The 26,070-nt window shown below is 56.1% G+C and carries 24 protein-coding genes; 21 read left to right on the forward strand and 3 right to left on the reverse strand.

Going from position 1 to position 26,070, the window contains the following annotated elements:
- Window position 1: 1 nt before the first annotated feature.
- Window positions 2–1,045 (reverse strand): hypothetical protein, encoded by a 1,044-nt coding sequence (locus BJP07_RS04735; RefSeq protein WP_071566295.1) that lies wholly within the window; start codon window positions 1,043–1,045, stop codon window positions 2–4.
- 37 nt (window positions 1,046–1,082) lie between these two features.
- Here BJP07_RS04735 and BJP07_RS04740 point away from each other — a divergent pair, with 37 nt between their 5' ends.
- The 9 genes from BJP07_RS04740 to BJP07_RS04780 all read left to right on the forward strand — a co-directional run bounded on the left by BJP07_RS04740 (window position 1,083) and on the right by BJP07_RS04780 (window position 10,084).
- On the forward strand, window positions 1,083–1,940 hold the full coding sequence (locus tag BJP07_RS04740) for an undecaprenyl-diphosphate phosphatase (protein WP_071566407.1): 858 nt from the start codon (window positions 1,083–1,085) through the stop codon (window positions 1,938–1,940).
- A 63-nt stretch (window positions 1,941–2,003) separates the two neighbouring features.
- Window positions 2,004–3,233 (forward strand): cysteine--1-D-myo-inosityl 2-amino-2-deoxy-alpha-D-glucopyranoside ligase, encoded by a 1,230-nt coding sequence (gene mshC, locus BJP07_RS04745; protein ID WP_071566408.1) that lies wholly within the window; start codon window positions 2,004–2,006, stop codon window positions 3,231–3,233.
- Window positions 3,226–3,609, forward strand: coding sequence for a hypothetical protein (locus BJP07_RS04750; protein ID WP_071566296.1), 384 nt, complete (start codon window positions 3,226–3,228; stop codon window positions 3,607–3,609). Before mshC ends, BJP07_RS04750 begins: the two co-directional genes overlap by 8 nt.
- 169 nt (window positions 3,610–3,778) lie before the next feature.
- A complete protein-coding gene (locus tag BJP07_RS04755; protein ID WP_255365926.1) occupies window positions 3,779–4,270 on the forward strand; it encodes an HAD family phosphatase in 492 nt (163 codons plus the stop codon).
- A 41-nt stretch (window positions 4,271–4,311) separates the two neighbouring features.
- The gene (locus BJP07_RS04760) at window positions 4,312–4,575 is read left to right on the forward strand and encodes a phosphoribosyl-ATP diphosphatase (protein WP_071566409.1); all 264 of its coding nucleotides are present in this window, start codon (window positions 4,312–4,314) and stop codon (window positions 4,573–4,575) included.
- A gap of 11 nt (window positions 4,576–4,586) precedes the next feature.
- Complete coding sequence (gene hisG / locus BJP07_RS04765) at window positions 4,587–5,435, forward strand: ATP phosphoribosyltransferase (protein WP_071566297.1); 849 nt, start codon at window positions 4,587–4,589, stop codon at window positions 5,433–5,435.
- 101 nt (window positions 5,436–5,536) lie between these two features.
- On the forward strand, window positions 5,537–6,958 hold the full coding sequence (aspA, locus tag BJP07_RS04770; protein ID WP_071566298.1) for an aspartate ammonia-lyase: 1,422 nt from the start codon (window positions 5,537–5,539) through the stop codon (window positions 6,956–6,958).
- A gap of 105 nt (window positions 6,959–7,063) precedes the next feature.
- The gene (locus BJP07_RS04775) at window positions 7,064–8,377 is read left to right on the forward strand and encodes an anaerobic C4-dicarboxylate transporter (RefSeq protein WP_071566299.1); all 1,314 of its coding nucleotides are present in this window, start codon (window positions 7,064–7,066) and stop codon (window positions 8,375–8,377) included.
- A gap of 15 nt (window positions 8,378–8,392) precedes the next feature.
- A complete protein-coding gene (locus tag BJP07_RS04780) occupies window positions 8,393–10,084 on the forward strand; it encodes a formate--tetrahydrofolate ligase (RefSeq protein ID WP_071566300.1) in 1,692 nt (563 codons plus the stop codon).
- Between the two features lie 30 nt (window positions 10,085–10,114).
- On the opposite strand, the gene BJP07_RS04785 is transcribed toward BJP07_RS04780, so the two are convergent.
- Window positions 10,115–10,924, reverse strand: coding sequence for a RecB family exonuclease (locus BJP07_RS04785; protein WP_071566301.1), 810 nt, complete (start codon window positions 10,922–10,924; stop codon window positions 10,115–10,117).
- A 43-nt stretch (window positions 10,925–10,967) separates the two neighbouring features.
- On the opposite strand from BJP07_RS04785, the gene BJP07_RS04790 reads away from it, so the two are divergent.
- Genes BJP07_RS04790 through arc form a run of 3 tightly spaced genes read left to right on the forward strand, consistent with a single transcriptional unit; the run spans window position 10,968 to window position 14,589 of the window.
- Entirely contained in the window at window positions 10,968–12,212 is a 1,245-nt protein-coding gene (locus BJP07_RS04790) for a M18 family aminopeptidase (RefSeq protein ID WP_071566302.1), read from the forward strand.
- A gap of 15 nt (window positions 12,213–12,227) precedes the next feature.
- Window positions 12,228–13,061 (forward strand): tRNA (adenine-N1)-methyltransferase, encoded by an 834-nt coding sequence (locus BJP07_RS04795; RefSeq protein WP_071566303.1) that lies wholly within the window; start codon window positions 12,228–12,230, stop codon window positions 13,059–13,061.
- Between the two features lie 10 nt (window positions 13,062–13,071).
- The gene (gene arc, locus BJP07_RS04800; protein WP_071566304.1) at window positions 13,072–14,589 is read left to right on the forward strand and encodes a proteasome ATPase; all 1,518 of its coding nucleotides are present in this window, start codon (window positions 13,072–13,074) and stop codon (window positions 14,587–14,589) included.
- Here arc and BJP07_RS04805 read toward each other — a convergent pair.
- Window positions 14,578–16,011 carry a PLP-dependent aminotransferase family protein gene (locus BJP07_RS04805; RefSeq protein ID WP_177222516.1) on the reverse strand — a complete coding sequence of 478 codons (1,434 nt, stop codon included), beginning with the start codon at window positions 16,009–16,011 and terminating at the stop codon, window positions 14,578–14,580. The genes arc and BJP07_RS04805 overlap by 12 nt on opposite strands.
- Before the next feature lie 10 nt (window positions 16,012–16,021).
- Between BJP07_RS04805 and pdxS the strand changes: the two genes are divergently transcribed.
- From pdxS to BJP07_RS04850, 9 genes are all read left to right on the forward strand, one after another.
- On the forward strand, window positions 16,022–16,906 hold the full coding sequence (gene pdxS / locus BJP07_RS04810) for a pyridoxal 5'-phosphate synthase lyase subunit PdxS (RefSeq protein ID WP_369822314.1): 885 nt from the start codon (window positions 16,022–16,024) through the stop codon (window positions 16,904–16,906).
- Window positions 16,907–16,947: 41 nt separating this feature from the next.
- The gene (gene dop, locus BJP07_RS04815; RefSeq protein ID WP_071566306.1) at window positions 16,948–18,459 is read left to right on the forward strand and encodes a depupylase/deamidase Dop; all 1,512 of its coding nucleotides are present in this window, start codon (window positions 16,948–16,950) and stop codon (window positions 18,457–18,459) included.
- A 10-nt stretch (window positions 18,460–18,469) separates the two neighbouring features.
- The gene (locus BJP07_RS04820; protein WP_369822320.1) at window positions 18,470–18,637 is read left to right on the forward strand and encodes a ubiquitin-like protein Pup; all 168 of its coding nucleotides are present in this window, start codon (window positions 18,470–18,472) and stop codon (window positions 18,635–18,637) included.
- Window positions 18,634–20,049 (forward strand): Pup--protein ligase, encoded by a 1,416-nt coding sequence (gene pafA, locus BJP07_RS04825; RefSeq protein WP_071566308.1) that lies wholly within the window; start codon window positions 18,634–18,636, stop codon window positions 20,047–20,049. Before BJP07_RS04820 ends, pafA begins: the two co-directional genes overlap by 4 nt.
- Window positions 20,039–20,995, forward strand: coding sequence for a YafY family protein (locus tag BJP07_RS04830; RefSeq protein ID WP_071566309.1), 957 nt, complete (start codon window positions 20,039–20,041; stop codon window positions 20,993–20,995). The genes pafA and BJP07_RS04830 overlap by 11 nt, the downstream gene beginning before the upstream one ends.
- Complete coding sequence (locus tag BJP07_RS04835) at window positions 20,992–21,933, forward strand: YafY family protein (RefSeq protein WP_071566310.1); 942 nt, start codon at window positions 20,992–20,994, stop codon at window positions 21,931–21,933. Before BJP07_RS04830 ends, BJP07_RS04835 begins: the two co-directional genes overlap by 4 nt.
- Before the next feature lie 36 nt (window positions 21,934–21,969).
- Window positions 21,970–22,257, forward strand: coding sequence for a Sec-independent protein translocase subunit TatA (tatA, locus tag BJP07_RS04840; protein ID WP_071566311.1), 288 nt, complete (start codon window positions 21,970–21,972; stop codon window positions 22,255–22,257).
- Between the two features lie 115 nt (window positions 22,258–22,372).
- Window positions 22,373–23,290, forward strand: a complete 918-nt coding sequence (tatC, locus tag BJP07_RS04845; protein WP_071566312.1) for a twin-arginine translocase subunit TatC — start codon at window positions 22,373–22,375, stop codon at window positions 23,288–23,290.
- Between the two features lie 5 nt (window positions 23,291–23,295).
- On the forward strand, window positions 23,296–26,070 hold the full coding sequence (locus BJP07_RS04850) for an RNA helicase (RefSeq protein ID WP_071566313.1): 2,775 nt from the start codon (window positions 23,296–23,298) through the stop codon (window positions 26,068–26,070).

The raw sequence follows: 26,070 nt of genomic DNA on the forward strand, positions 1-26,070 counted from the left end.
TCTACTCGGCCTCACTGTCTACGGGTGAAATGATTTGTAGTCCATTGCCTGACGCAGAACCTATGAGCAGGGTTCCGTCTGAAAGCGACGCAATGCTCTGCGCATCTGAAACTGTACTCACCTGGGCACGCTCAACAGGCACACCGTGGGAAATGTCATAGGCGGTTGCAAGGTTCTCCGCTGTTGAGGTGACCCAGGCTAGTTGGTTTGCGCTGTCCCACGCGACATCCCAGGCTCCACTTGGCACGGGAGCGCTCTGCTGGAGCCGAATGACGTCGTTGGTGGTATATACGAGAAGCTGGTTTCCAGTTGCATCCGCAGCGAGCACCAACCCGTGCTCACCAGCTGACACTTTGCCCACGCCCAGACCAGCGCGCAACGTTGCCCCCTGACGTCCAGTTCCCCAGTCAAGGTCCTGGATAGTGGTATCGAACTTATTGACGCGCACTACGGAATCCGCGCCATCGTCGACGGGAACAGCTTGTAGTTGATCGGTTTCTCTTGCAACTGAAAACTCTTTCTTGAATTCACCGTTGCTGTACAGCCATACCGATTTGGTGCTGTTGCTTCCCGCGAGTATGTCACCGCCTGATGTAACAGTAGCTGCACTTACGGCCATATCGGTGGCAAGTTTGCGCAGGCCTTCGCTATCGATAAGAGCGATATAGTCTCCGCAACCTACCGCGAAATGCCCTGCGTTTGCTGAGACGTCACCACAGTTTGTGCCCATCTCGAACTTCTGCGTGCGATTGTCTTTAAACTGCTCGAGGCTCCCCACGACGAGGGCGTCAGGTGTTCGCACAGCGATTAGGTCATCCGTCTGGTCCACATCGAAAATCTGGCCAAATTGCAGGAGCTGGCCATCTGGGTGCTCTGACGGGGGAGATGCTACGGGCTCGGCACTTCCCATGTTTATGGCATCGTTCGGATCAACAACATCAGGTGTGCACGCCGCAACCGCCAGGGCAGCGATAGTAATTGGCACCATCGAGGCGACTTGTATTTTTGTTCTCACAGAGGTCAACCTTATCAATGCTGTCTCCATGTGGGGTTTTGACTTTGCACGGGTAGAGTTTTGCAACATGATTGCCACGTCCCAGTTAGCAGAGTCGATGTCGTGGGGACAAGTGATAGTCCTCTCGGTTGTCCAGGGTTTAACCGAGTTTCTTCCAGTTTCGTCTTCTGGCCATCTCCGAATCGTTTCCGAACTCTTATGGGGAGCGGATGCCGGCGCGAGCTTTACCGCAGTGATTCAGCTTGGTACCGAACTTGCCGTCCTAGTCTTCTTCGCGAAAGACATCTGGAGATTCCTTTCCGGTTGGTGCGTGGGCCTTTTCGATAAAACCAAGCGCGGGTTCGATTACCGGATGGGCTGGATGGTCATCGTCGGCACGATACCTGTCGGCGTGCTCGGTTTCGCGTTGAAAGATCTCATACGCGAGAATTTCCGAAACCTCTGGATTACCGCAACGGTTTTGATCCTGTTTTCGCTCGTGTTTATTCTCGCCGAACGAACGGGGACAAAAAAGCGCAGCTTCGATCAGCTCACGATCAAAGATGCGCTAGTAATGGGTCTGTGGCAATGTTTGGCACTCATACCCGGTGTTTCGCGTTCCGGTGGCACGATTTCTGGTGGCTTATTTTTGAACCTCGAGCGAGAAGTCGCGACTCGCTTCTCATTCCTGCTCGCCATCCCGGCAGTCCTTGCTTCGGGTATTTTTTCGCTGCCTGATGCGTTCGATCCGCAAGCAGGACAGGCTGCTACTGGACTTCAGCTGCTTATTGGCAGTGGTACCGCGTTTGTTCTGGGGTACGCCTCAATTGCGTGGCTATTGAAGTTCGTGTCTCACCACTCGTTTTCGTGGTTCGCCGCCTACCGTATTCCTCTCGGCGTTATCGTGATGTTGCTGCTCGCGACGGGAGTTATGCAACCGGTTTAATGGCGCTTAGGCCTGTCTACCGGGAACCGTGCATAAGCGCAATGTCACGGTATGGTGGTCACTATGCATTCTTGGCCACAACCTGTTGTTCCTGCTGTTTCTGGTACTCCTGTGCCCCTGTCTCTGTTCGACACCGCTGATGGAGTGGTAAAACCCATTGACACGACGCCGAATCAGTCCGGAAAGGTGGGGCTGTATGTCTGTGGCATTACGCCATACGACTCCACTCATCTTGGACACGCGGCTACTTACCTTTCCTTTGACCTGATTTATCGTCAGTTGCTTGCCAATGGCCACGATGTTCATTACGTGCAGAACATCACTGATGTCGATGATCCGCTGTTTGAGCGTGCAGAGCGAGATGGCGTGGACTGGCGCGAGCTGGGAACCGAGCAGATCAACCTCTTCCGTAGCGACATGGAGGTGCTGTCCGTCATCCCTCCGCAGGATTACGTTGGCGCTATGGAGACAGTTGGCGAAGTGATCGACATGGTGAAGTGTCTCCTCGACGTCGGGGCAGCCTACAAGGTTGACCACGGCGATATTTATGCTGACATTACAGCGACGAAGCAGTTCGGCTACGAGTCAAACATGACTCGTGAGCAGATGGAGCACTTTTTTGCTGAACGCGGAGGGGATCCCGATCGCGAGGGGAAGCGCGACCCCCTCGATGCGCTGTTGTGGCGTGGGCACCGCGAAGGGGAACCAGCATGGGAATCACCGTTCGGCCCAGGTCGCCCAGGGTGGCACGTGGAGTGTTCCGCCATTGCGGCTAATCGGCTTGGCCTGCCATTCGCAATCCAAGGTGGTGGGTCTGACCTTGCATTCCCACACCACGAGTTTTCCGCAGCCCATGCTGAGGCGGCTTCAGGCGTACCTCGGATGGCTCATCACTACGTGCACACAGGCATGATCGCGCTTGACGGAGTGAAGATGTCGAAATCTCTCGGCAATTTGGTCTTTGTTCACAAGCTGACAGAACAAGGCCATCCCGCTTCCGCAATCCGCCTCGCTGTGTTCTCTGGCCATTACCGTCAAGACCGTGATTTTTCCTACGAGGTGCTTGAACAGGCTGAACGTCGACTAAGCGAATGGGGCAAGATGCTCCGCCAGACAGAGGAGCCTTCACAGGTGGAGCAAACCATCCAGGATTTGCGCCAAGCACTTGCCAACGACCTCGACACGCCAGCTGCGCTCCGAATTATCGACGCCGCCACTGGTGACTTTGACGGCCGACTTCGACAAGCAATCGATGGTCTCTTAGGGGTAAAGGTGGGGAACTGCGATGCATAATCTCCGCAGGGTTTTCCAACCGGATGTTGACGAATTCATCGACAACCTAAGAATCTTTGCGACGGGCGAGTATCTGCAAGAGCAGGACCTTGCACTCTGGGAGCCCCCCTTCGATTCTGCAGTGCTGCCTGAGCTCAAACAGATCCTTGAGATCTTTCTTGACACCGCTTCGCTCGTCGCTCAGCCAGTCGACGACGCCACCATCGAAGACCTCTTCACTGGTCTCAGGTCCAACCTGAATGAGTTCAACGCAAAGCATCAGTACGCAGTGCTTGAGCCGGAGGAAATGGCGGATATTGAAGGGCTGTTCGCGAAGGTTGCTGCACAACTCGGCGCCGATCCATCTACCGTGCAGGGGCTATTCGATCGTGAGTAGGATTTGCATCCCTCAAGCAGTGCTTTGGGATATGGATGGTACGCTCATCAATACGGAGCCACTTTGGGAGTAGGCGACGTTCGAGCTCTCCGAGCTTTTAGGCAAGCGGCTTTCTCCAGAGGAGCGTCAGAAAGCTGAAGGCGTTAGTTTTCCCGCCGCCCTCCAAATCATTACGAATTGGACGGGGCACACGTTGCAGCCTGGAGACACCGAGCGGCTGAAGCAATGGATGCAGAACCGAATGAAGCAGCTTTTTTCGCAAGGATTTGAGCTCAACCCTGGCGTCCCTCACATGCTCAGGATGCTAAAGAGCAGCGGCATTCCAATGGCGATTGCGACAAATACAGAGCGCGCGCTCGCTCAAACCTGCATTGATTTCATCGATGAGGACTACTTTCAGGCAACAGTAACGGGCGATGAGGTTTCGAGCCCAAAACCATCTCCTGATATATACCTGGAAGCAGCACGTTTAGTAGGGGCAGAGGCTCGGCACTGCATTGTTATTGAGGACTCTCAAGACGGTATGCAAGCAGCGGTAGAAGCAGGTACGCGCGTCCTCGGGCTAGCAGATACCGTTCCAAGTCCGGTCAAGAAGATCACGTTTTCCGATTTGCAGGAAGCATCGATACATGATGTTGCGACGTGGTACACAATGGCTTAAAGCGCGCTCACACCACTGGGTTTTCCGCTAAGGTGTTGTGCGTGAAAGACTTCGATCAACTTTTTGCTCAGCTCACCGAAACCGCAATCTCTAAGCGCCCGGATTCAAGCACGGTACAGGCGTTGGAGAAAGGCGCCCATTTCATTGGGAAGAAAATCATCGAAGAAGCTGGTGAAGTGTGGATCGCGGCTGAGTATCAGTCCGATGACGAGCTAGCCGAAGAGATGAGTCAGCTCATGTACTGGACCCAGGTAATGATGCTGCAGCGTGGGCTTACCCCGGACGACATTTACAAATACCTCTAAGGACTACGCTGATGATTAAGTTTGCGGTTCCCAACAAAGGCTCCTTGTCTGAAAAGGCTCTCCAAATCCTCAAAGAGGCTGGATACAAGGGGAGAGGCGCATCGAAGGCGCTGAATATCCTGGATGAGGAGAACGGGATTGAGTTCTTCTTCCTCCGCCCAAACGATATCGCAATTTATGTCGCCCAAGGCCACCTTGATCTTGGCATCACGGGGCGCGACCTGGCGCTCAACTCTCACGCGGAGGTAAAAGAGGTGCTGCCGTTAGGTTTCGGCGCATCCACTTTCCGATTTGCGGCTCCACGGTACGAAACATGGACGGTGCCTGATCTGGAGGGGAAGCGGATCGCTACTTCGTACCCACATCTGGTCGTGGATTACCTCAATGAGTTGGGAATCACGCCAAAGGAAGTCGTCGAGCTCGACGGAGCCGTCGAAATCTCTATCAAGCTTGGCGTCGCCGACGTTATTGCAGACGTCGTTTCCACGGGGACCACGTTGAGGCAACATGGGTTGGCTCCGTTCGGGGACCCAATTCTTGCCAGCGAAGCCGTCGTTATCAAGCGAAAGGGTGCGGCGCTGACGAGCAATCATGAGGTCGTGTTACAACGCATCCGCGGCATTTTGAATGCAGAAAACTTCCTGATGCTCGATTACAACGTGTGTCGGGACAACCTCGACAAGGCGAGCGAACTGACCCCTGGCATGACCGGCCCGACAGTTTCTCCGCTTTCGCGTGAAAACTGGGTAGCGGTGCGTGCAATGGTCCCGCGAACGCAGGCAAATGCCGTGATGGATGCACTTTCGGAGATTGGTGCGGAGGCTATTTTAGCCACTCAGCTGCGCATTGCCCGCCTATAGATTTTCAATTAAGCACCGATAACCCCTCCCTATCCCTAATAATAGGGTGGTATCAGTAGTCCAAAAGTTGCATCTCGCTCATTTTGCGTACAATCAGAACCATGAGTAATCGCATTGAAGAAGATCTGCTTGGCACACTCGAAGTGCCCTCCGACGTCTACTACGGCATCCACACCCTGCGCGCCGTTCACAACTTCCCGATCTCTGGGCAGACAATCAATGACCTGCCAGAGTTCATTCGGGGCATGGTGGAGGTGAAGAAAGCCACAGCACTGGCCAACAACCGCCTGCGCGTACTGCCAAAGAAGAAGGCAGACGCGATCGTCAAGGCCTGCGACGAGATTCTCGTCAATGGTCGCTGCATGGACCAGTTCCCAATCGACCAATTCCAGGGTGGCGCTGGCACCTCCCTGAACATGAACACCAACGAGGTCGTTGCCAACCTCGCGCTCGAAGTCCTCGGGGAGGAAAAGGGCAAGTACGACGTCATCAACCCGAACGATGACGTCAACATGTCCCAGTCCACCAACGATGCATACCCAACCGGTCTGCGTCTCGGCCTGTACTACGCAGTGCAGGGGCTGCTCACTGAGCTCGAAGAACTGACCAAGGCACTCGACGCCAAGGGTGAAGAGTTCGACGACGTCATCAAGATGGGTCGCACCCAGCTTCAGGACGCAGTCCCGATGACGCTCGGCCAGGAGTTCGCCGGCTTCGGCACGCTCATTGGTGAGGAGCTTGACGTCATCAAGTCCGCAGCTGAGGCGCTGTTGACTGTAAACCTTGGCGCAACTGCGATCGGTACTGAGCTGAACACGCCTGACGGCTACCGGAAGAAGATTGTTGAGGCGCTGGCCGAGGTCACGGACCTTGACATCAAGGGTGCACCAAACCTGATCGAGGCAACGTCTGACACTGGCGACTATGTATGGTTGCACTCCGCACTGAAGCGCGCGGCGATGAAGATCTCGAAGGTCTGCAACGACCTTCGTCTGCTATCCTCCGGACCACGCGCTGGCCTGAACGAGATTAATCTGCCCGAGATGCAGGCAGGCTCCTCGATTATGCCGGCAAAGGTGAACCCGGTCATCCCAGAGGTTGTAAACCAGGTTTGCTTCAAGGTCTTCGGTAACGACGTTGCTGTCCTTACCGCATCTGAGGCCGGTCAGCTCCAGCTCAACGTGATGGAGCCTGTTGTTGCAGAGGCACTGTTCAACTCGATCCGCCTCCTCACCAACGCAGCCCGTACGCTGCGCGAGAAGTGCATCGTCGACATCACCGCGAATAAGGACGTGTGTGAAGGTTACGTTAACAACTCCATCGGCATCATCACCTACCTCAACCCAGTGATTGGCCACCACAATGGTGACGTCATTGGCAAGGAGGCTGCTGCCACTGGTAAGAGCGTCCGGGATCTGGTGCTCGAGCGTGGCCTCATTACGGAGGAAGAGCTCAAGGTTGTCCTCGGCAAGGATAACCTGATGCACCCTGAGTACCGCGGCGAGTTCTTCGACGAAGACTAGTCAACCAAAAGTAGTAAATCTCACACTCCCCTGATTCGGTAGTTATCGCCTTTAAGTGCGATAATAGAAAACGAATACTAATTCGACCGAGTCAGGGGAGTTCCTGTGTTACTTGTGATACAACTCATTATCCTGTTCGGCGCCATCGTTCTCGGTGCCCGGATGGGATCCATTGCTATCGGCTTTGCCGGTGGCCTTGGCGTTTTACTTCTCGGCGTCACTGGCATGTCTGTTACCGCCGATGACATCCCATTCGATGTCATCGGCATCATCATGTGTGTGATTGCTGCGATTTCCGCGATGCAACTGGCGGGAGGCATGGATTACCTTGTCTACCTCGCCGAGAAATTCCTGCGTCGCAATCCAAAGCGCGTGACGGTATACGCGCCAATCGTTACGTGGTTGATGACCGTACTTGCAGGTACCGGCCACACTGCGTTTTCGACTCTTCCGGTCATCGTCGAGGTGGCGAAGGAAGGCGAAGTTCGCCCATCCCGTCCGCTCTCAGTCGCGGTTATCGCCTCGCAGATGGCAATTGTTGCCTCGCCGATTTCGGCGGCAGTCGTCTTCATGGCTTCGGTGCTGGAGCCCCTTGGCGTTGGATACCTGCAACTGCTCGGTGTGATGATTCCAGCAACGTTCCTTGCGATTTTCCCAACCGCTTGGGTTTCGAACAAGCTTGGTAAAAACCTTGTTGATGACGAGGTGTACCAACGCCGCCTCGCAGACGGTCTCGTAGCAAAGTCGAGCACCACATCAGACAGCTACAAACCTAAGGATGGCGCGAAGGCCTCCGTGTGGATCTTCCTCGTCGCGATCGTTATCGTCATGCTCTACGCGACCATCATCTCTGATCAGATTGGTCTGATCGAGAACCCGACTGTCCCACGTAACGAAGCGATTATGGCGATCATGCTTTCGGCAGCTGCCGCAATCCTGCTTATCACGAAGTCGCGTGCTGCTGAGGTCCTGAACACTCAGGTGTTCCGCTCCGGTATGTCCGCTTCTGTCTGTGTTCTTGGTGTTGCATGGCTAGGTACGACCTTCATTAACCACTACATCGAGGACATTCAGAACATCGCTGGTGACGTCCTTACAGCACAACCATGGCTGCTAGCAGTCGTTCTGTTCTTTGCCGCATCGCTGCTCTACTCGCAGGCTGCCACCGCAAAGGCCCTTATCCCTGCGGCCCTTGCAATTGGTGTCAGCCCACTGACCGCTGTTGCGGCGTTCCCTGCAGTGTCTGCGCTGTTCGTGCTGCCTACCTACCCAACCCTGCTTGCTGCAGTGGAGATGGACGATACTGGCTCGACCAGAATTGGCAAGTACGTTTTCGATCACCCGTTCATCCTGCCGGGTATTGTTTGCATCGCGGTGTCGGTGGTCCTCGGTTACCTCATTGGGGCGGTGCTCATTTAGAGCTAAACTAGGGGCATGTCTACACAGCAGCATGACAGCCCCAAGTCCGAAGTTTTAACAGATGTGGAGATCGCTCAAGCTCATAAGCTTGAACCGATCTCCACTATTGCTTCCAGGGCCGGTATCCCTGAAGAAGCTTTGATTCCCTATGGGAAGTACATGGCAAAGGTTGACCCTGCACTGCTCAAAAAAGACAAGGCAGGTAAGATCATCCTCGTCACTGGTGTTTCCCCGACTCCCGCGGGGGAGGGTAAGTCCACCACGCTGATCGGCCTCACAGATGCGTTCACCCGCCTTGGTAAAAGCGCAATCGTTGCTCTGCGTGAGCCGTCACTCGGCCCAGTAATGGGGTTAAAGGGGGGTGCTGCAGGTGGCGGTTACTCCCAGGTGGTGCCAATGGAGAACATCAACCTGCACTTCACCGGTGACTTCCACGCGATCACGAGTGCGAACAATACATTGGCCGCGATGATTGACAACCACATCCACCAAGGCAACGAGCTCAACATCGATCCGCGACGTATTACCTGGCAGCGGTGCCTCGATGTGAATGATCGTTCGCTACGAAATGTTGTCACGGGTCTCGGTGGTCCCGCTCATGGTGTGCCTACCGAAACTGGTTTTACAATCACGGCTGCCTCGGAAATTATGGCTATCCTTGGCCTTGCACATGATCTCGAGGATCTGCATGAGCGCCTCGCTAATATCACGGTCGGGTTCACCTATGATCGAGAACCAGTAACAGCGGGGCAGCTTAATGCGGCTGGTGCTATGACAGCACTGCTAAAAGACGCGCTCAAGCCGAATCTCGTGCAAACGATGGGCGAGACGCCTGCATTCATTCACGGTGGCCCGTTCGCGAACATCGCTCACGGCTGCAATACTCTGATCGCCACGAAGACGGCTCAGCAATGTGCTGACTATGTATTCACGGAGGCGGGCTTTGGGGCAGATCTCGGCGCGGAAAAGTTCTTTGATATCAAGGCTCACTACGGCAACCTCGATGTGGCGGGGGCGGTCGTCGTGGCTACCATCCGTTCTATTAAGTACAACGGCGGCGTTGATCGTTCAGATCTCAAATCAGAGAACTTGGACGCATTAGCAAAGGGCATTGTAAACCTTGAACGCCACGTCGAAAACCTGCGTAAGTTCGGAGTGCGCCCAGTTGTTGCGCTGAACCTCTTCACGTCCGATACCGCCTCCGAGCGCGAATGGATGGCGAAATGGGCGCGGGACTTCAACGTTGCGTTGGAAGAAGCCGAAGTATGGGCGCATGGCGGCAAAGGCGCTGAGGCGCTCGCCAACACGTTGCTGGACAACTTGGTTGATGGCGCGTCTGCTTCCCTGTACAACCCTGAAGAGGGCATCGAGCACTCGATTGCGACGATCGCTCGCGAAGTGTACCGCGCTGCTGATGTGCAGTACTCGGATGCTGCGAGGAAGGACCTTGAAAGCCTGCGCGCGAGTGGAGCAGATGCGCTACCGGTCTGCATTTCGAAGACACAGTACTCGTTCAGCGATGACCCGTCGCGGCTTGGCGCGCCCGAGGGACACACACTGCACGTGCGTCAGCTCATTCCTCGAACGGGCGCCGGGTTTGTTCTCGCTCTCACGGGTGCTGTTATGACCATGCCTGGTTTGCCGAAAAAGCCAGCTGCGAACAACATCGACGTCGATTCCAGTGGCGCCATCAAGGGCCTGTTTTAATCCCTTTCGTGATTATGTCCGTTGCGGTGACTACTGATTTTCCGCGGCGGACCCGGGCCATCCCGGGTAGAGCGGCGGAGTCCCGCCGAACTCAGGGCAGTATGACTGAAATGCGCACCAATCGCAGAGTCTGGACTTTTTCGGTCTAAAATGTCCTGTTTCTCCATCTCTAGTTATTTTGGCCCACAGCTCACCAAGGTCGCGTTCAAAGTACTCAAGTTCTTCGCTCGAAGGGGTGAGAAAGAGAGAATCAGCGACTTTCAGGTACATCAGACGGAGCTGAGTCGGTATCTCGTTGAAAAGCCTCCAGTAAACCAACGCATAAAAGCGCATCTGGAATTTTGCGTCGTGCGAATATCGAGGCAGTGGCTTCTTTCCAGTCTTGTAGTCAACGACTCTAATTTCACCTGTAGGCGCGATGTCAACGCGGTCGATAAAACCGCGTACCGGTACGCCGTTGGGCAAGACAGTATTCACATACATTTCTTGCTCATGGGCATCGAAGCCGAGTGGGTTTTCCATCTGAAAGTACCCTCGGAGAAGCGTGCGGGCGTCGATAAAGAGTGTCTTTTCGTCCTGGATGGGCTCAGCGACATTTGGGTCTTGCTCGCACATCTTGCGCCACGCTGGCACGATGAGTTTGACTGCTGCCGGGTAGGTGCGTTGGTCTCGTTGCAGCGCGAATAGTTCTTCTAGTACGGCATGCACGAGGGTGCCTTTAACTTGAGCTTCGGTCTTTGGCTCCTCAATCTTGTCGATTGCCCGGAGTCTATAGAGCAGCGGGCATTGTTGATAGTCGGAGGCACGTGAGGGGGACAGGGCTAAGGGTTTGGCGTTCATAGGCGTTCTATCCTAGTGGTTTTCTCGAGCTAGACTCACATCTATGACTACATCGATCGATTCGTTTCTTCGATTCCTGAATGAGAGCCCGAGTGCGTTTCACGCAGCAGAGTCTGTCCGCGCGACACTCATCGAGCAAGGTTTTCTTGACGACGCCACCACCGGTGCATCTCCGGCTGCTCCAGGTGGCCACGTGGCTGTAGAGGGCGGCGCGGTTGTGGCATGGTGGGTTCCTGAAAGCTTCGACCCGACTTCCAGCAGGTTCCGGATCCTTGGGTCCCATACAGATTCCCCGGGGCTCATGGTGAAGCCGAATCCAGACGTGGTGGGAGAGGGGGCTCGCCAAGTTGCGGTTGAGGTCTACGGGGGCCCGATTCTGCAGAGTTGGTTCGACAGGGACCTTGCGTTTGCGGGGCGTGTGGTCGACTCGAGCGGGAAGGCCCACTTGGCATATACCGGCCCTATAGCTCGGGTTCCGAATCTTGCGATTCACCTTTACAGGGCAGACACGCCTCCTGTTGAGCGCCAGCAACACACGCAGCCGGTGCTAGGCGTGGATCGCCCGCTGCTGGAAATCATCGCTGAGCAGATTGGGCTCGACGGTGAACAGATAGTTGCACATGAACTGATCTCGGTGGACACGCAGGAGGGGGCAGTCGTTGGTGACATGCTGATGGCAGGCAGGCTGGACAACCTTTCAAGCGTGTGGGCCAGCCTGGAAGCGCTGATTGAAGCCCAACGTGCGGCAACGCATTCCGATGTATTGGTTCTCGTCGCGTTCAACCACGAAGAGGTTGGCTCGAACTCACCGACCGGTGCAGCTGGCCCTCTTCTCGAGCGCTACCTTCGACGGATCGCGACGGGCCTCGAGGTCGAGGACTTCCTCAGTCTTTGTGCGCGGTCTTCGATGGTTTCGGCGGACGCGGCCCATGCGGTGCACCCGAACTATTCGACGAAGCATGACCCGTCACACCGACCACTACTGAATGCTGGTCCGGTGCTTAAAGTCAACGCGAACCAACGCTATGCTTCCGACGCAGTAACTGAAGCGATGTGGGTCCGTGCTTGCGAGGCAGCGAATGTACCGAACCAGGTGTTCGTCGGAAACAACGATGTACCTTGTGGGTCGACGATCGGCCCAATCGCCGCAACGCGCCTTGGCATCCCTACCGTTGACGTTGGAGTTCCGCTGTTGTCGATGCACTCGGCCCGTGAGATGTGCGGGGTGGAGGACATAAAGTGGTTCGTCGAGGCCCTCCGCGCTTTTTATACTCAAGCAAGTGCGTAAGGCATACTGAACGTCATGTACTCAGGCCCATTTCGCGTTGGCGATAAAGTTCAACTCACGGACGCAAAACGTCGCCATTTTACTATCCATCTCGTCGAGGGTGGTCAGTTCCACTCGCATAAGGGGATTGTCAGCCACGACGACATCATCGGCGCTGACGAAGGGTCTGTGGTGAAGTCCACCCTCGGCGCAGATTATCTATGCTTCAGACACCTACTAGTCGACCACGTGCTGTCGATGCCACGTGGCGCGGCAGTTATTTACCCGAAGGATGCCGCACAGATCCTCGTTGAGGGCGACATCTTCATGGGGGCACGGGTGCTTGAAGCCGGTGCAGGTTCCGGCGCCCTCACGATGTCTCTCTTACGCGCTGTTGGCCCCGAAGGTCATGTCTTTTCTTATGAGATCCGCGATGACCACCTGCAGTTCGCGAAGGATAACGTCGAAGACTACTTCAACGGACGTCCTGATTGGTGGACCCCGCGTTTGGGCGACTTCGGTGAAGTCACTCAAGAAGACCTTGGCGGACCTGTTGACCGCGTTATCTTGGACATGGTTGAACCGTGGCACTTCATCGACACCGTCAAAAACGTGTTGATCCCGGGCGGTGTCTTCATGACGTATGTGGCAACTGTCCCGCAGCTGATGAACATTATGGAAGGCATTCAGGAAGCCAAATGCTTCACTGAGCCACGCGCGTGGGAGACGCTGCTACGCGAGTGGAAGGTCGAAGGGCTGGCAACTCGACCAGAACACCGCATGAACGCGCACACCGCGTTTCTTGTGTGGACACGCCGACTCGCAGACGGCGTGACACCACCTCGCCCGCAGCGGCGCGCACGTCGCTAAGATTCCATGTATGACTGAACGCTCGCCCGAAGTCCAAGTTCTTACACGCGACAACCAGCAGCTCCGCGCACGCAACGCGCAACTTGCGGACATGCTCAAAACCAGTCGGGACAAGCTGCAAGAGCTCTACGAACAGGTCGAGTCCCTTGGTGATCCAGCTTCGACGTACGGGCTGTTTCTCAAAGCCACTGGAAACGGTAGCGATGCTGAAGTCTTTACAAGCGGCCGGCACATGCGTGTCAAAGTTGCACCGACGATTGCGGTAGACCGGGTGAAACCAGGGTCACTCGTCAGGCTTGGCGACGGCAGCGTGGTACTCGAAGTCTGCCGCTACCCCGCAGTAGGGCAATTGGCCACGCTCGTTGAAAAACTGGACGCCGGCCGCGCTATCGTCCAGGATGTTCAGGGCACCGAACACGTGGTGCGGCTCACAGATGAGCTGCAGCGCGAAAGTCGCGCCGGGGATGCATTACTCACAGATGTGCGCGCTCAGTTTGCGTTTGAACGTATCGCAAAGACGGAGGTAAATCAGCTTTCGCTCGAAGAAGTACCCGACGTGACGTATGAGGACATTGGCGGGCTCCAAGAGCAGATAGAGCTTATTCATGATGCGGTTGAGCTTCCGTTCGCGCATCCGCATCTTTACCAGCAGTATGATTTGAAACCGCCGAAAGGCTTGCTGCTTTATGGCCCACCTGGGTGCGGCAAAACGTTGATTGCAAAGGCAGTCGCGAATTCGTTAGCTCACCGGCTGGGCCATGGTGCATCGGCCCACTTCATCAACGTCAAAGGTCCGGAGCTTCTGAATAAGTTTGTGGGCGAAACCGAACGCCGAATCCGGTTGATTTTCGAGCGCGCCCGAGAGCTGGCTTCGGATGGCCGCCCAGTCATCATTTTCTTCGACGAAATGGAGTCGATTTTCCGCACCCGCGGGTCGGGGGTGTCCTCTGACATGGAGACCACCGTTGTGCCGCAGCTGCTCACGGAGATTGACGGTGTTGAAGATATTTCGAACGTCATCGTCATCGGTGCAACAAATAGGGAAGAGCTCATCGACCCGGCCATCTTGCGGCCCGGCCGCCTCGACATCAAGGTGCGTGTGTCTCGGCCAACCAAGGCGGAAGCGCTCGACATCTTCAGCCGTTATCTGAGACCGGAGGTGCCGCACGCAGCACCTGTTGATGAGCTAGCTCAGCTTGCTGTGGAGGAGTTGTTCGCTCCGCGACCATTTGTTCGACTACGGCTGGTTGATGGCTCTGAGGAGACATTGCACTATTCAGATTTTGTCTCTGGCGCAATGATCGCGAACATAGTAAGTCGAGCAAAGAAACTCGCTATTAAGGACGCCATATCTGGCGCGTCCGATTCAGGCGTATCCGCATCGCATCTACGTGCGGCGGTTCAGGCAGAGCAGCAGGAGAACGAGGACCTCCCAAATACTGCCGACCCTGACACATGGTCACGTTTAGCGGGGCGGCATGGAAAGCGCGTGATCGCGGTCGAGGTTGTTGCGAGTTCAGAGATCTAGCACGGCGGTGAGTGCACGCGTTGCGGCATCGAAATCTTGATCGCTGAGCGTCGAGAAGCTCAATAGCGCGAATTGCCTCTCACCAGTCTTGGCAGGGCCACTGATTGCACACTCACAGCCCGCGCCCCTGAGCTCCTCCCTGAAGCCCAACAGGTGGTGCTCGTGGTCAAACTCGACAAAAATGTCGGCGCTGTTCGCGTTGCTCATAGACGCGTTGCGCGCGCCGGGGACCTCGCTGAGACGTTCAATGTACGGGACCAATTGCCGACGCCTCTTCGTGAGCCGCGCGTGGAATGCTTTGGTGCTTTTCCTGACCGTGCCGTCAGTAAGGAGATGGGCGATTGCGTGTTGGGTGACCGTCGATACCGGCATGCCAAGCACGCGCCGGATCGCTTGCACCGCGCTCATTGTGTCGGGGGTGGCAACAATGTACCCAGCGGAAAGCTGTTTATGAAGTAGCGTTGTGAATGTACCGAGCGTGAGCACATTGCAGGTACTTGGCAAGGCACTTAACGTTGGTTGGGGAGCAGTTCTGTAGCGCAGTTCTGTATTGAAGTCGTCTTCGATAAGCAATGTGTTCGTCGCCGCCGCCCATTCGAGTAGCTCTATGCGTCGGCGCACCGTCATGACTCCACCAAAGGGTGGCACGTGGGCTGGGGTGATGAGGAGCGCGTCGATATCATCGGGAAGCTGCGAAACGAGCACGCCTTCGCCGTCACACAGACAAGGCACCGTTGTATGACCAGCGAGAGGAATCACGGAACGCAATCCGCTTGCATCCGAAGTCTCAATCCCAACTCGAACATTGTTCCCGATAGACATCAATGTGAGCAGAAGCCCTTCGCGAGTTCCCCCGGTCACGATTACTTCTTCAGGAAAAACGTGAAGTCCACGAGCAACCCGGAGGTGTTCCGCGATGGCTGCCCGCAGTTTTGGTTCTCCTTGTGGATCCGCCTGTTTTGGAAGGCTGTATGAGGCTTCGCGCCATGCTCGGTGCCACGCAGCTGGTCGAATCATGCCATCGATACCTGAAGTGGGTGCCAGCGAAATCAATCCGGGTACCGACTCCGCGGTGGTCGCCCGTTGCGAGGGCTGCTGCACCTGGTGAGGTACGCGCAGCGCTGGATGGATCCTTGTTGGAGCTCCTTGCGCTGTTTGCAAGTAGCCCTCCCCGATGAGCTGGTCGAACGCGCTCACCACAGTCCCGCGGGAGACCCCGAGTTGGGCAGCAAGCTCGCGTGTAGAAGCAATGGTGTCCCCGGGGCGCAGCGTTCCCTCGGCAACAGCTGTGCGGACTTGGGCTGCGATCTGAGCAGGAAGTGAAAGCGATGCGCCACGCGAGACGGAGAAGAACATAAACACCAACTGGTACAAAATATTGCTGCAAAACTGGACCTCGTAATCGTCCAGATTGTACCGCATGATGGAATCCATGACTGATTTTTCGAAACATGCAGAGTTGACCAACAGCCTGCGCGGTGGCGTCATCATGGACGTTGTGACCGCTGAGCAGGCAAGAATCGCGGAGAATGCCGGAGCAGTTGCTGTCATGGCATTGGAACGCGTACCAGCAGACATCCGCGCGCAAGGTGGCGTCGCCCGCATGTCTGATCCAGATCTCATTGAAGAAATCATCGACGCAGTGGAGATCCCAGTGATGGCGAAAGCCCGTATCGGCCACACCATCGAAGCCGCGATCCTGGAGCACCTCAAGATTGATTATATTGATGAATCCGAGGTGCTCAGTCCTGCCGACTACGTCAACCACATTGACAAGAACGCGTTCGACACCCCGTTTGTGTGTGGGGCGACCAATCTAGGCGAGGCACTTCGGCGCATCACGGAGGGCGCCTCCATGATTCGCTCGAAGGGTGAGGCCGGTACCGGCGATGTTTCCGAAGCCACGAAGCACATCCGTACCATCAAAGCTCAGATCGCGCAGCTGCAGGCCACCGCAGCTTCGAACCCAGATGAGCTCTACGTCGCCGCCAAAGAACTGCAGGCTCCATACGAACTGGTCAAGTACGTTGCACAAAACGGCGCGCTCCCTGTTGCACTGTTCACCGCCGGTGGCGTCGCAACCCCGGCCGACGCAGCGCTGATGATGCAGCTTGGCGCAGACGGCGTCTTCGTCGGCTCCGGCATCTTCAAATCTGAGCACCCTGAAAAGCGCGCTGAAGCTGTCGTGCGAGCTACTCGCAACTGGCAAAACATCGCAGAAGTTACGGCCGCTTCGCGCGGTCTTGGCGAAGCGATGGTTGGCATCAATGTCAGCGATCTCCCTGCGCCACACCGCTTGGCTGAGCGCGGCTGGTAATTCCCAGCACCGGCAGTAGGGTCGCGGTACAGTCGTGTGCCATGGGACGTTTCATGGGAACAGAAACTGAGTATGGCATCACGACGCCGAGCGACCCGACGCTCAGCCCGCTGATTACCTCCACACACGCCGTCGTGGCGTATGCCGCGATGAACACAAGCGCTCGCAGCCGATGGGACTACGCAGAAGAGCATCCTCTGAAAGATTCCCGTGGCTACGACCTGCAGCGCTATCGGACGGTTCCTGTCGTCGACCCAAACGCGATTGGCGTCGCAAACGTGGTGACGACTAGCGGTGCTCGTTACTACGTCGACCACGGCCACCCGGAATATTCTTCCCCAGAAGTCGACAACGCCTGGGACGCCATGCTGTACGACGCCGCCGGCGACCTGTACTTGCGGCAATCTATGCAAGACATCCGGCAGCTCTGGGACGAAGGCATCTCCGTGCTTGACGGTGCCGATCCATGCCCACCCGTCAAGTTCTACAAAAACAACGTGGACGGCAAGGGCCAGTCGTATGGAAGTCACGAAAACTACCAGTACTCACGCCATACCGATTTCGCAGCGGTGGTACAAGGACTCATCCCGTTCTTTGTCACCCGTCAAGTCATCATCGGCGCAGGCCGCGTCGGCATCGGCCGTGCGAGTGAGCACCCTGGCTTCCAGATTTCTCAGCGCGCAGACTACTTCGAGCAAGAAATCTCACTCGAAACCACGCTGAACCGGGGCATCATCAATACGCGTGATGAGCCACACGCTGATGCGACTCAGTTTCGGCGACTCCACGTCATCATTGGTGACGCAAATATGAGCCAGTACTCCAACTTTTTGAAGCTCGGGATGACCAAACTCGTACTCGACGCGATTGAAGCAGATATAGACTTTTCTGACCTGGCTATCCACGACCCCGTCGCAGAGCTACAGCGGGTTTCCCATGATCCAACCTGCACGCACAAGCTGTTGCTTGCCAGTGGGAAACGCTGTACTGCGATCGACATCCTCCGCGAATATCGAAACCGGGTACAGAGGCTTCATGGCAAAGGGGACGTCGATAATCAGGTGCTTGCTCTGTGGGGTGAAGTGCTCGATGACCTCGAGATTGATCCACTTCGTACCTCTGATCGCCTCGACTGGACGGCGAAGTGGGCGCTTGTGCGTTCCTTCATGGACCGCGGAGTTGCTGCGGACGACCCGAAGCTGAAGATGCTCGACATCCAATACGCGGACATTGATCCTGCGAAGTCGCTGTACCACGCACTCGTACGCAAGGGATCGTTGCGGACGCTGGTGAGTGAGGATGAAATTGCGCACGCAGCGCAGCACCCGCCGAAGAACTCCCGCGCATACTTCCGTGGCAAGGTGACCGAAAAGTTCGGGGACGAAATTGCGGCATCGAGCTGGCAGTCGATTGTTTTCAAGATTGACGACCGCATGATTCGTGTGCCACTCGATGACGTCGACGGCTGGACCTTTGAAAAAACCGCGGACATTATCAATAGCGCTTCGCAGGCCTCAGAGCTGCTAAACGCGCTAGGGTATAAGCATGTCTAAGCAGCAACAAATGTTCGGTGGAGGAGACACCCCGGAATCGCAGAATGAGGAAGGCAGCAACGCACAGGCGCAGGTCGATGCGACTGGCACTGATGATCTGCTCGATGAGATTGACGCCTTGCTCGACACGAATGCTGAGGAGTTTGTGCGGTCATTCGTCCAAAAAGGTGGCCAATGAGTTCCGAAGCAGCCATATTGTATGCGCGTCGAATCATGGGGGTCGAGACTGAATTTGGGCTCGCCGCCTACGCAAACGGGCAGTCCATCCTAGGCCCGGAGGAGCTGTCACGCTACCTGTTCCGACCCGTGGTTGCACGCTATCGGTCGTCGAATATCTTTACGCAGAACGGCTCACGGCTCTATCTCGACGTTGGCGCGCACCCTGAAATCGCGACGCCGGAATGCGACTCGCTAACGCAGCTGCTGCAGTACGACAAAGCTGGAGAGTTGCTCTATCATCAGCTCGCGCTGCATGCAGAGGACGCACTCGCGCAAGAGGGGACACCCGCCCAGGTGTACCTGTTCAAAAACAACGTCGACTCGCAGGGCAACTCCTACGGTGCACACGAAAACTACTTAGTGAGTCGCGAAATTGTCCTGAAATCTTTTAGCAAACAACTCCTCCCGTTCTTGATTACACGCCAATTGATTTGTGGTGCAGGCATGATCAATAAGGGTAGATTCGTTCTGTCCCAGCGTGCCGACCAGGTGTGGGAGGGAGTGTCGTCCGCAACTACGCGTACACGCCCCATCATCAACACGCGGGACGAGCCACACGGAGACTCCCACCGATTTCGGCGGATGCACATCATTGTTGGGGACTCGAACATGTCCGAAGCCACGTTTGCACTCAAAATTGGTGCAACACTATTGGTCATCGAGATGCTCGAGGCAGGCTTCCCGATGCCGACCTTCGAACTCCAGGACCCAATAGCGCACATTCGCGCAATAGCGCTTGACGCCTCTGGACAAACCGAACTCACCTGCAAAGATGGATCAACGGTCACAGCGCTTGCGGTGCAGCAGCAAATTCTCGACGCCGCTACACAATGGCTGACGCAACGTCCCAACGAGGGAACCCCAAACGAGGAACTCGAAAGGGTAGTGGAGTTATGGCAGCGTGTGCTGTGCGCGATCGAGACACAAGACTTTGCTGCGGTGGACACCGAGATCGACTGGGTGATCAAACGCAAACTCTTAGAGCAGGTCCGTGAAAAACTTGGCGCTGATTGGTCCCACCCGAAATTGGCGCAGATCGACCTGACGTACCACGATATCAACCCGGACCGTGGTCTCTTTTACCTGCTGCAGCACAAGGGCCTCGCAGCTCGTTGGACACGCGACGCAGAAATCCGGCTGGCGGCTGAACAGCCACCGGCTACCACCCGTGCTGCATTGCGAGGCAGGTTCCTCTCAACTGCTCGAGACCACGACGCGGAGCACAACGTCGACTGGGTACATCTGAAGGTCAACCGTCCTGAGCCACAAACGCTAAAGCTTCTCGACCCATTCGAAACCGAGAACGTCGAAGTCGATGCACTGATTCAGTACATAATCGACAATCACCCACAGGAGCGTCATGACACGTAGCGATGCGATGACCGCCCGACAGCTCAACCTGGCGTTCGCACTATTGGGCTCCACGCGACCAAGGACACAAAACTGGATTGCTCAACACGTCGATGGATATGCCGATCGAACTCCAGAGGCGCTAGAAAAACTGATCAAACGTGATGTCGACGACCTTCGACGAGTGGGAGTGCCCGCAGAAATCCAAGCTGGCGAGGCTTGGATCGAACACGATAAGTATGAACTCGCGCCGCTGAACCTCACCGACGACGAAGCGACCGCTCTCGGCCTTGTGGTTGATCTCAGCCAGGCGGGACGCCTCGGTGCATTTGCCCGTTCCGGGTGGACAAAAATCGCAGCCTCAGGCGTGACGCGCACGTTCGACAGCCCAACAATTGCGTTCGTCGACAACGACATCATCAACCTTGATCCTGATGTGCTCAAAGCGGTGCTTGCGTGCGCTCGGACAAAAACACGCATGACCTTCGACTTTCAGGCAGCGCCGGGAGCTCCATCGCAGCGTCGCATACTCGATCCTTGGAGCGTCGTCCCGCTCAACAATAAGACTTATCTTGTGGGCTGGGACTGCGGTCGCCAACAGGAACGTGTCTTCAGATTGATGAAGATTAGCAACATTAAAAAGGCGAAAGACCAGACAGACTTTCACGAGCCCTCCGAGAATCCACTTGATGTGCTTCAAAACGTTCTGCGCGGACCTCTTGTTGACGCCACCGTGGAGGTTTCCTCTGGGGTTGGCGAGGAGCTCTCGCTGCAGGGGGAACGCTACGAAAGCCCTACGCCGGGGCGCGATCGCATCGTGGTACAAGGCGTCGAACGAGATTGGCTCGTGCGCACCCTCGCGAGTCTCGCCCCGAACGTGTACTCAATCACGCCCCCCGATATCCAAGCAGAAGTACTCGCACTGTTGCGCCAACAGCTCCGTGGACAGGAACGAATTGAAGCATGAAGCAGAACCCTGCCGTCGAACGCCAAGTACGCCTCGCACGTCTTTTGAACCTATTGTCGTATCTCTCGCAACATCCGGGACGCTCACCTATGGAAATTGCGCGTGATATCGGCACAGACGCCGAGCAGGTGAAAAGCGACCTCGCAATGTTGCACTTATCAGGCGTAGGGAACGGCCCCGGGGAGATGATTGACCTCAAACACTCTTGGAAAGAGGTCGTCGTCATCGATGATCAGGGGTTGAGTCGGCCGCTGCGTTTGACGCCAACGGAAGCCAACGCGCTGCTACTGCTACTGGATTCCTTCGAAACCATGCCTGGCCTACTCAATCAAGCCGCGTTGAGCTCAGCGGCTGAAAAGCTGAGGACCGCGATCGGTACCACCGCTGTGCTTGATGCTGAGGCAGACCAGAACAGTCAAGGTTCCATCACTGACGTGCTGCAAGCAGGAATGCAGAAGGGGGTTCAGGTGCTGGTGACCTATTTTTCACCGTCCTCGGACTCGCTTCGCGCACGCCAGTTGACTGGCATCAAATTCTTTCATCAAGGTGGCCACACCTATTTCAATGCGCTAGACGCAGGGGAGGAAAAGAGCTTCCGCATTGACCGTATTCGCGAGGCTCAACTGACAACGTTTCCTGCGGAGTGCGTCGAAAAGAGAGCCACTGTCGACGGCTCGGATCCATTCGGTTTCGATGCCACGAACGTAGCGACGCTTCTCGTGTCTCCTGATGCCACATGGCTTGCTGACTACTGGGAAATCGAAATAGGCAAACCCTCCAACGACGGCCGCATCCAGGCAACCATGGTCTACGGCTCCGAAGACTGGCTCATCCGCTTCTGCCTCAGCCAAGGAGACCGCATCGAACTCATTGGTCCGCCAAAGCTAGCTGTTGAGACACGCCGTCGTGCGCTTGCTGCCCTGGAGGCATTAGAATAGCGGAGGACTCTACTCAAGCAGTGTGAAAGGAATCCAATGCCGAATTTAGGTTGGATGGAAATCCTCATTATTCTTGCCATCGTGCTTTTGTTGTTCGGGGCAAACAAGCTTCCCGATCTTGCACGTTCGATGGGTCGCTCGGCGCGCATCTTCAAGTCTGAAGTAAAGGAGCTGCGCAACGATGACGAAGCCCAAGCCGCTCCACAGCAACCTGCGCAGAACCAAGAGCCAAGAGAAATCGCCCCTCCAACGAGCCAGCAGCAGCCCAACCCTAACGCCCAGCAGGGTTTTTGGGATGCACCTGAAAACCAGCACCGCCAATAGCGTTTGTTGTTAAGTAGTACCTGGAGGTCGTAGTTCAGTGGGGCAGCAGCAAGTCCAGCCTTCCCGAAAGGCAGGTCGCCGTTTTCGCCGAAAGCCGAAGAACGCTACCGGCGAAATGACGCTCGTTGAGCACCTGAAAGAGCTACGACGTCGTGTTATTATTTCGCTCGTTGCGGTGTGCATCGGCACTGTGGTGGGATTTATTTGGTATCAGTCTGCGCCTTTTAACTGGTACCCACTCGGTGAGATCATTCGGGGCCCGTACTGTAACCTCCCGACTGAACTACGAGCAGATTTCACAGGAGATGGCAACTGTCGCCTCCTAGCGACAGGCCCCTTCGAAATGTTCATGCTACGCCTGAAAGTAGGCGCACTCGCCGGTCTTGTGCTCGCTTCACCGGTCTGGCTTACGCAGGTCTGGCGTTTTATCACACCCGGACTGCATAAAAACGAAAAGCAGTACACCTTTACGTTTGTGACGCTTGCCGTGCTGTTGTTCGTAACAGGTGCGCTCCTTGCTTACTTCGTCTTGGATAAGGGGCTGTACTTCCTGATGACGATGGGCAGTGAAGTGCAGATCGGCGCGCTGTCGGGTGGAAGTTACTATAACTTTTTGCTCGGGCTCATCGTCGTGTTTGGTGTCAGCTTCGAGGTCCCGCTCATCATCATGATGCTTAACGTCGCAGGCATGGTTCGCTACGAGCAAGTCAAAGACAAGCGCCGAATTATTATTGTCATTATCTTCATCTTTGCGGCGTTTATGACCCCAGGCCAAGACCCATTCTCGATGGTCGCATTGGCGCTTTCAATTACGCTACTCGTAGAGCTCGCGTTTCAGTTCTGCCGGATAAACGATAAGCGCCACAATAGGAACAGGCCGGATTGGCTCGACCTTGACGACGATGAATCCTCCGGGCCGATCGATGCAGCCGCCCCCGTCGAGAAAGCAGCGCCGATTGGGAGCGCAGGGGCCGTCGAGAAGCCAAAGCCCGTACGCACGTTTACCGAGGATCCATTCAACGACGTACTGTAGGGAGCATGTCTGCTTCCTCTGACTCGTTTCTCGCACAGTTTCAAGCTTCGAAAGACTTTCCTCTTGACAGCTTCCAGATTGAAGCTTGCCAGGCGCTCGAAGATGATCGGGGAGTGCTTGTTTGTGCCCCGACGGGGTCGGGGAAGACTGTCGTTGGCGAGTTCGCTGTTGCATTAGCACTGTCGCGGAAAACGAAATGCTTCTACACCACGCCGATTAAGGCACTGAGCAATCAGAAGTACCACGACTTTGTTGCAGCATACGGTGAAGATGCCGTCGGACTCCTGACGGGTGACGTCAGCATTAACGGCTCGGCGGACATCGTCGTGATGACGACCGAGGTGCTGCGCAACATGGTGTATGCGGAAGCACCGCGTCTGGACCGGCTCACCCACGTCGTGATGGATGAAATCCATTTCCTCGCGGATCCCGAACGCGGTCCGGTTTGGGAAGAAATCATCCTCAACTTGGATGACTCGGTACGGATCGTTGGCCTTTCCGCGACCGTGTCTAACTCGGAAGAGTTTGGTGAATGGTTAAATACCGTTCGTGGTGATACCTCGGTCATCGTTTCTGAAGACCGCCCAGTCCCCCTAAGCCAGTACATGATGGTAGGCAAGAAAGTCCTCCCACTGTTCGAACCCACCACAGCGTCCGCTGAGCCAGAGCTCAACAAGGCGTTAGCACACCAGATTGCGCGTATCGAGTCTCGTACTACCGATGAAGGCGCGGATGATTTTCGTGAAGGCCGTGGATTTCGAGCCCGGTCGAGCGGACGCCGACACGGCAGGGCGCGTCAACCAGACCGGTACCGTCCGATTGGTCGACCGGAAGTCGTCGAGGTCCTTGATAGACTCGAGATGCTTCCGGCAATCGTGTTCATCTTCTCGAGGGCCGGCTGCGATGGTGCTCTCTACCAGTGTCTCCGATCGCGGAAGGAACTTACGACAGAAGAAGAACGTGCACGCGCCGCCGAAATCATCGACGCTGGTGTTGCAGGCATCCCAGAAGAAGACCTCAAAGTACTGAACTATCGCCAACTGCGTAGCGCGTGGCTGCGAGGGTTCGCCGCGCACCACGCCGGTTTACTACCAGCGTTCAAGCACATCGTCGAGCAGTTGTTTGTGGAGGGGCTCGTCCGGGTCGTTTTCGCGACCGAGACTCTCGCGCTAGGCATCAACATGCCAGCTCGTACCGTCGTGCTTGAAAAACTCGTGAAGTTCAACGGTGAAGGCCACGTGGACCTCACTCCAGGCCAGTACACACAGCTCACAGGACGCGCCGGTCGACGAGGGATCGACGTACTCGGAAACGCCGTGGTCCAGTGGGCACCCGCTATGGATCCACAGCATGTAGCGGGGTTGGCGTCGACAAGAACGTACCCACTCATCTCGCCCTTTGCCCCGGGGTACAACATGGCAATCAACATGCTTTCTATGAACGGCTACGATGACTCGATTCGGCTCATAGAGCAGTCATTCGCGCAGTTCCAAACCGACCGATCGGTTGTCGGCGAGGTGCGAGATTTGGAACGGTTAGAGAGCAAAGTTGCTCGCCTTCGTGCCCAATTGTCCCGCGATATCTCTTCGTACGCGCCGCCATCTGATCATGCGATTGAGGATCTGTTGGAGTACTTGGACATCCGACATGCGCTCAGCGTAGAGGAGAAGAAAGCACGGAGAGACGCGCTCGATAACCGGCAAACCGAGATCACCCGTGTGCTCGCGCGACTGGAAGTTGGAGAGATCATCGCTCTCCCCGGCAAGCGCCAACCAGAACTCGCTGTCGTTGTGCAGCCAGCCGGTCGGCACGACGATCCCAGACCTTGGGTGACTACAGAGCGAGGCTGGTCGAGCCGCATCAACACCGACTTCTTCAAAAACGTTCCACTCGTTGTTGGGCGTATGAAAGTCCCGCGCCATACGCGCGACCAACCACGTAAGTTCGCAAAAAAGATTGCGAGCCAGCTCCGCCACGCCCCTGTGCACGCGCCGAAGCGGCTACGCGAGAAAGCACGGTATCGCACGCCAAAGTCAGTCACGAAGCTGCGGCAACAGCTTCGCTCGCATCCTGTGCACTCGTGGCCGGCGACAGACCGGGAAATGTTAGCCAGAGTCGGCGAGAAGCTTGCTCGTGAGCAGCGCGCTCTCGACCGAATGAGTAGGCAAGTAGACAGTGCGACCGACACCCTCGGTAGGACATTCGAGCGACTCATCGGTTTGTTGCAGGAGCTCGACTACGTAGAACATGCAGAAGGGGACTTCCACTTAACCGACGAAGGCGAGCGGTTAGCGAAGTTGCACAATGTCTCGGACCTCCTTGTCGCACAGTGTCTGAAGCGTGGGATTTGGGACGAGTTGGACCCTGCAGAGCTCGCTGGCGTCGCCTCCATGGTCGTGTTTGAAAACCGACGCACCACAGGAGGCTCTCCGGACGCTGCAACCGAACCAATGGCACACGCGATGAACGAGACCATGCGCGTGTACGGCGAACTCGTCTCCGACGAGCAACGGCACAAGCTTCCACTGACCAGGATGCCGGACCCACACTTCTCACTCGCCTTGCACCAGTGGACGGCAGGCGCCCCCCTTGGCTACGCACTCGCGGCAGCGGCCGAATCAGGTGCGGAGTTGACCGCAGGTGACTTTGTACGATGGTGCCGACAGGTCATTGACCTGCTAGAACAAGTGAGAAAGGTCGGCTACAGCGACGAGATTCGACATAATGCGAATCGCGCCATCGAGGCTATCCGGCGTGGCGTCGTTGCCATCGGTAATTAG

The organism is Corynebacterium sp. NML130628 (genome assembly GCF_001875665.1).
GTDB lineage: Bacteria > Actinomycetota > Actinomycetes > Mycobacteriales > Mycobacteriaceae > Corynebacterium.

Excerpts from the sequence above, each read along its gene's own strand:
- BJP07_RS04735 (WP_071566295.1), bottom strand. The coding sequence starts at position 1,045 with ATGGAGACAGCATTGATAAGGTTGACCTCTGTGAGAACAAAAATACAA.
- BJP07_RS04740 (WP_071566407.1), top strand. The coding sequence starts at position 1,083 with ATGATTGCCACGTCCCAGTTAGCAGAGTCGATGTCGTGGGGACAAGTG.
- mshC (WP_071566408.1), top strand. The coding sequence starts at position 2,004 with ATGCATTCTTGGCCACAACCTGTTGTTCCTGCTGTTTCTGGTACTCCT.
- BJP07_RS04750 (WP_071566296.1), top strand. The coding sequence starts at position 3,226 with ATGCATAATCTCCGCAGGGTTTTCCAACCGGATGTTGACGAATTCATC.
- hisG (WP_071566297.1), top strand. The coding sequence starts at position 4,587 with ATGATTAAGTTTGCGGTTCCCAACAAAGGCTCCTTGTCTGAAAAGGCT.
- aspA (WP_071566298.1), top strand. The coding sequence starts at position 5,537 with ATGAGTAATCGCATTGAAGAAGATCTGCTTGGCACACTCGAAGTGCCC.
- BJP07_RS04780 (WP_071566300.1), top strand. The coding sequence starts at position 8,393 with ATGTCTACACAGCAGCATGACAGCCCCAAGTCCGAAGTTTTAACAGAT.
- BJP07_RS04785 (WP_071566301.1), bottom strand. The coding sequence starts at position 10,924 with ATGAACGCCAAACCCTTAGCCCTGTCCCCCTCACGTGCCTCCGACTAT.
- BJP07_RS04790 (WP_071566302.1), top strand. The coding sequence starts at position 10,968 with ATGACTACATCGATCGATTCGTTTCTTCGATTCCTGAATGAGAGCCCG.
- BJP07_RS04795 (WP_071566303.1), top strand. The coding sequence starts at position 12,228 with ATGTACTCAGGCCCATTTCGCGTTGGCGATAAAGTTCAACTCACGGAC.
- arc (WP_071566304.1), top strand. The coding sequence starts at position 13,072 with ATGACTGAACGCTCGCCCGAAGTCCAAGTTCTTACACGCGACAACCAG.
- BJP07_RS04805 (WP_177222516.1), bottom strand. The coding sequence starts at position 16,011 with ATGCGGTACAATCTGGACGATTACGAGGTCCAGTTTTGCAGCAATATT.
- pdxS (WP_369822314.1), top strand. The coding sequence starts at position 16,022 with ATGACTGATTTTTCGAAACATGCAGAGTTGACCAACAGCCTGCGCGGT.
- dop (WP_071566306.1), top strand. The coding sequence starts at position 16,948 with ATGGGACGTTTCATGGGAACAGAAACTGAGTATGGCATCACGACGCCG.
- BJP07_RS04820 (WP_369822320.1), top strand. The coding sequence starts at position 18,470 with ATGTTCGGTGGAGGAGACACCCCGGAATCGCAGAATGAGGAAGGCAGC.
- pafA (WP_071566308.1), top strand. The coding sequence starts at position 18,634 with ATGAGTTCCGAAGCAGCCATATTGTATGCGCGTCGAATCATGGGGGTC.
- BJP07_RS04830 (WP_071566309.1), top strand. The coding sequence starts at position 20,039 with ATGACACGTAGCGATGCGATGACCGCCCGACAGCTCAACCTGGCGTTC.
- BJP07_RS04835 (WP_071566310.1), top strand. The coding sequence starts at position 20,992 with ATGAAGCAGAACCCTGCCGTCGAACGCCAAGTACGCCTCGCACGTCTT.
- tatA (WP_071566311.1), top strand. The coding sequence starts at position 21,970 with ATGCCGAATTTAGGTTGGATGGAAATCCTCATTATTCTTGCCATCGTG.
- tatC (WP_071566312.1), top strand. The coding sequence starts at position 22,373 with ATGACGCTCGTTGAGCACCTGAAAGAGCTACGACGTCGTGTTATTATT.
- BJP07_RS04850 (WP_071566313.1), top strand. The coding sequence starts at position 23,296 with ATGTCTGCTTCCTCTGACTCGTTTCTCGCACAGTTTCAAGCTTCGAAA.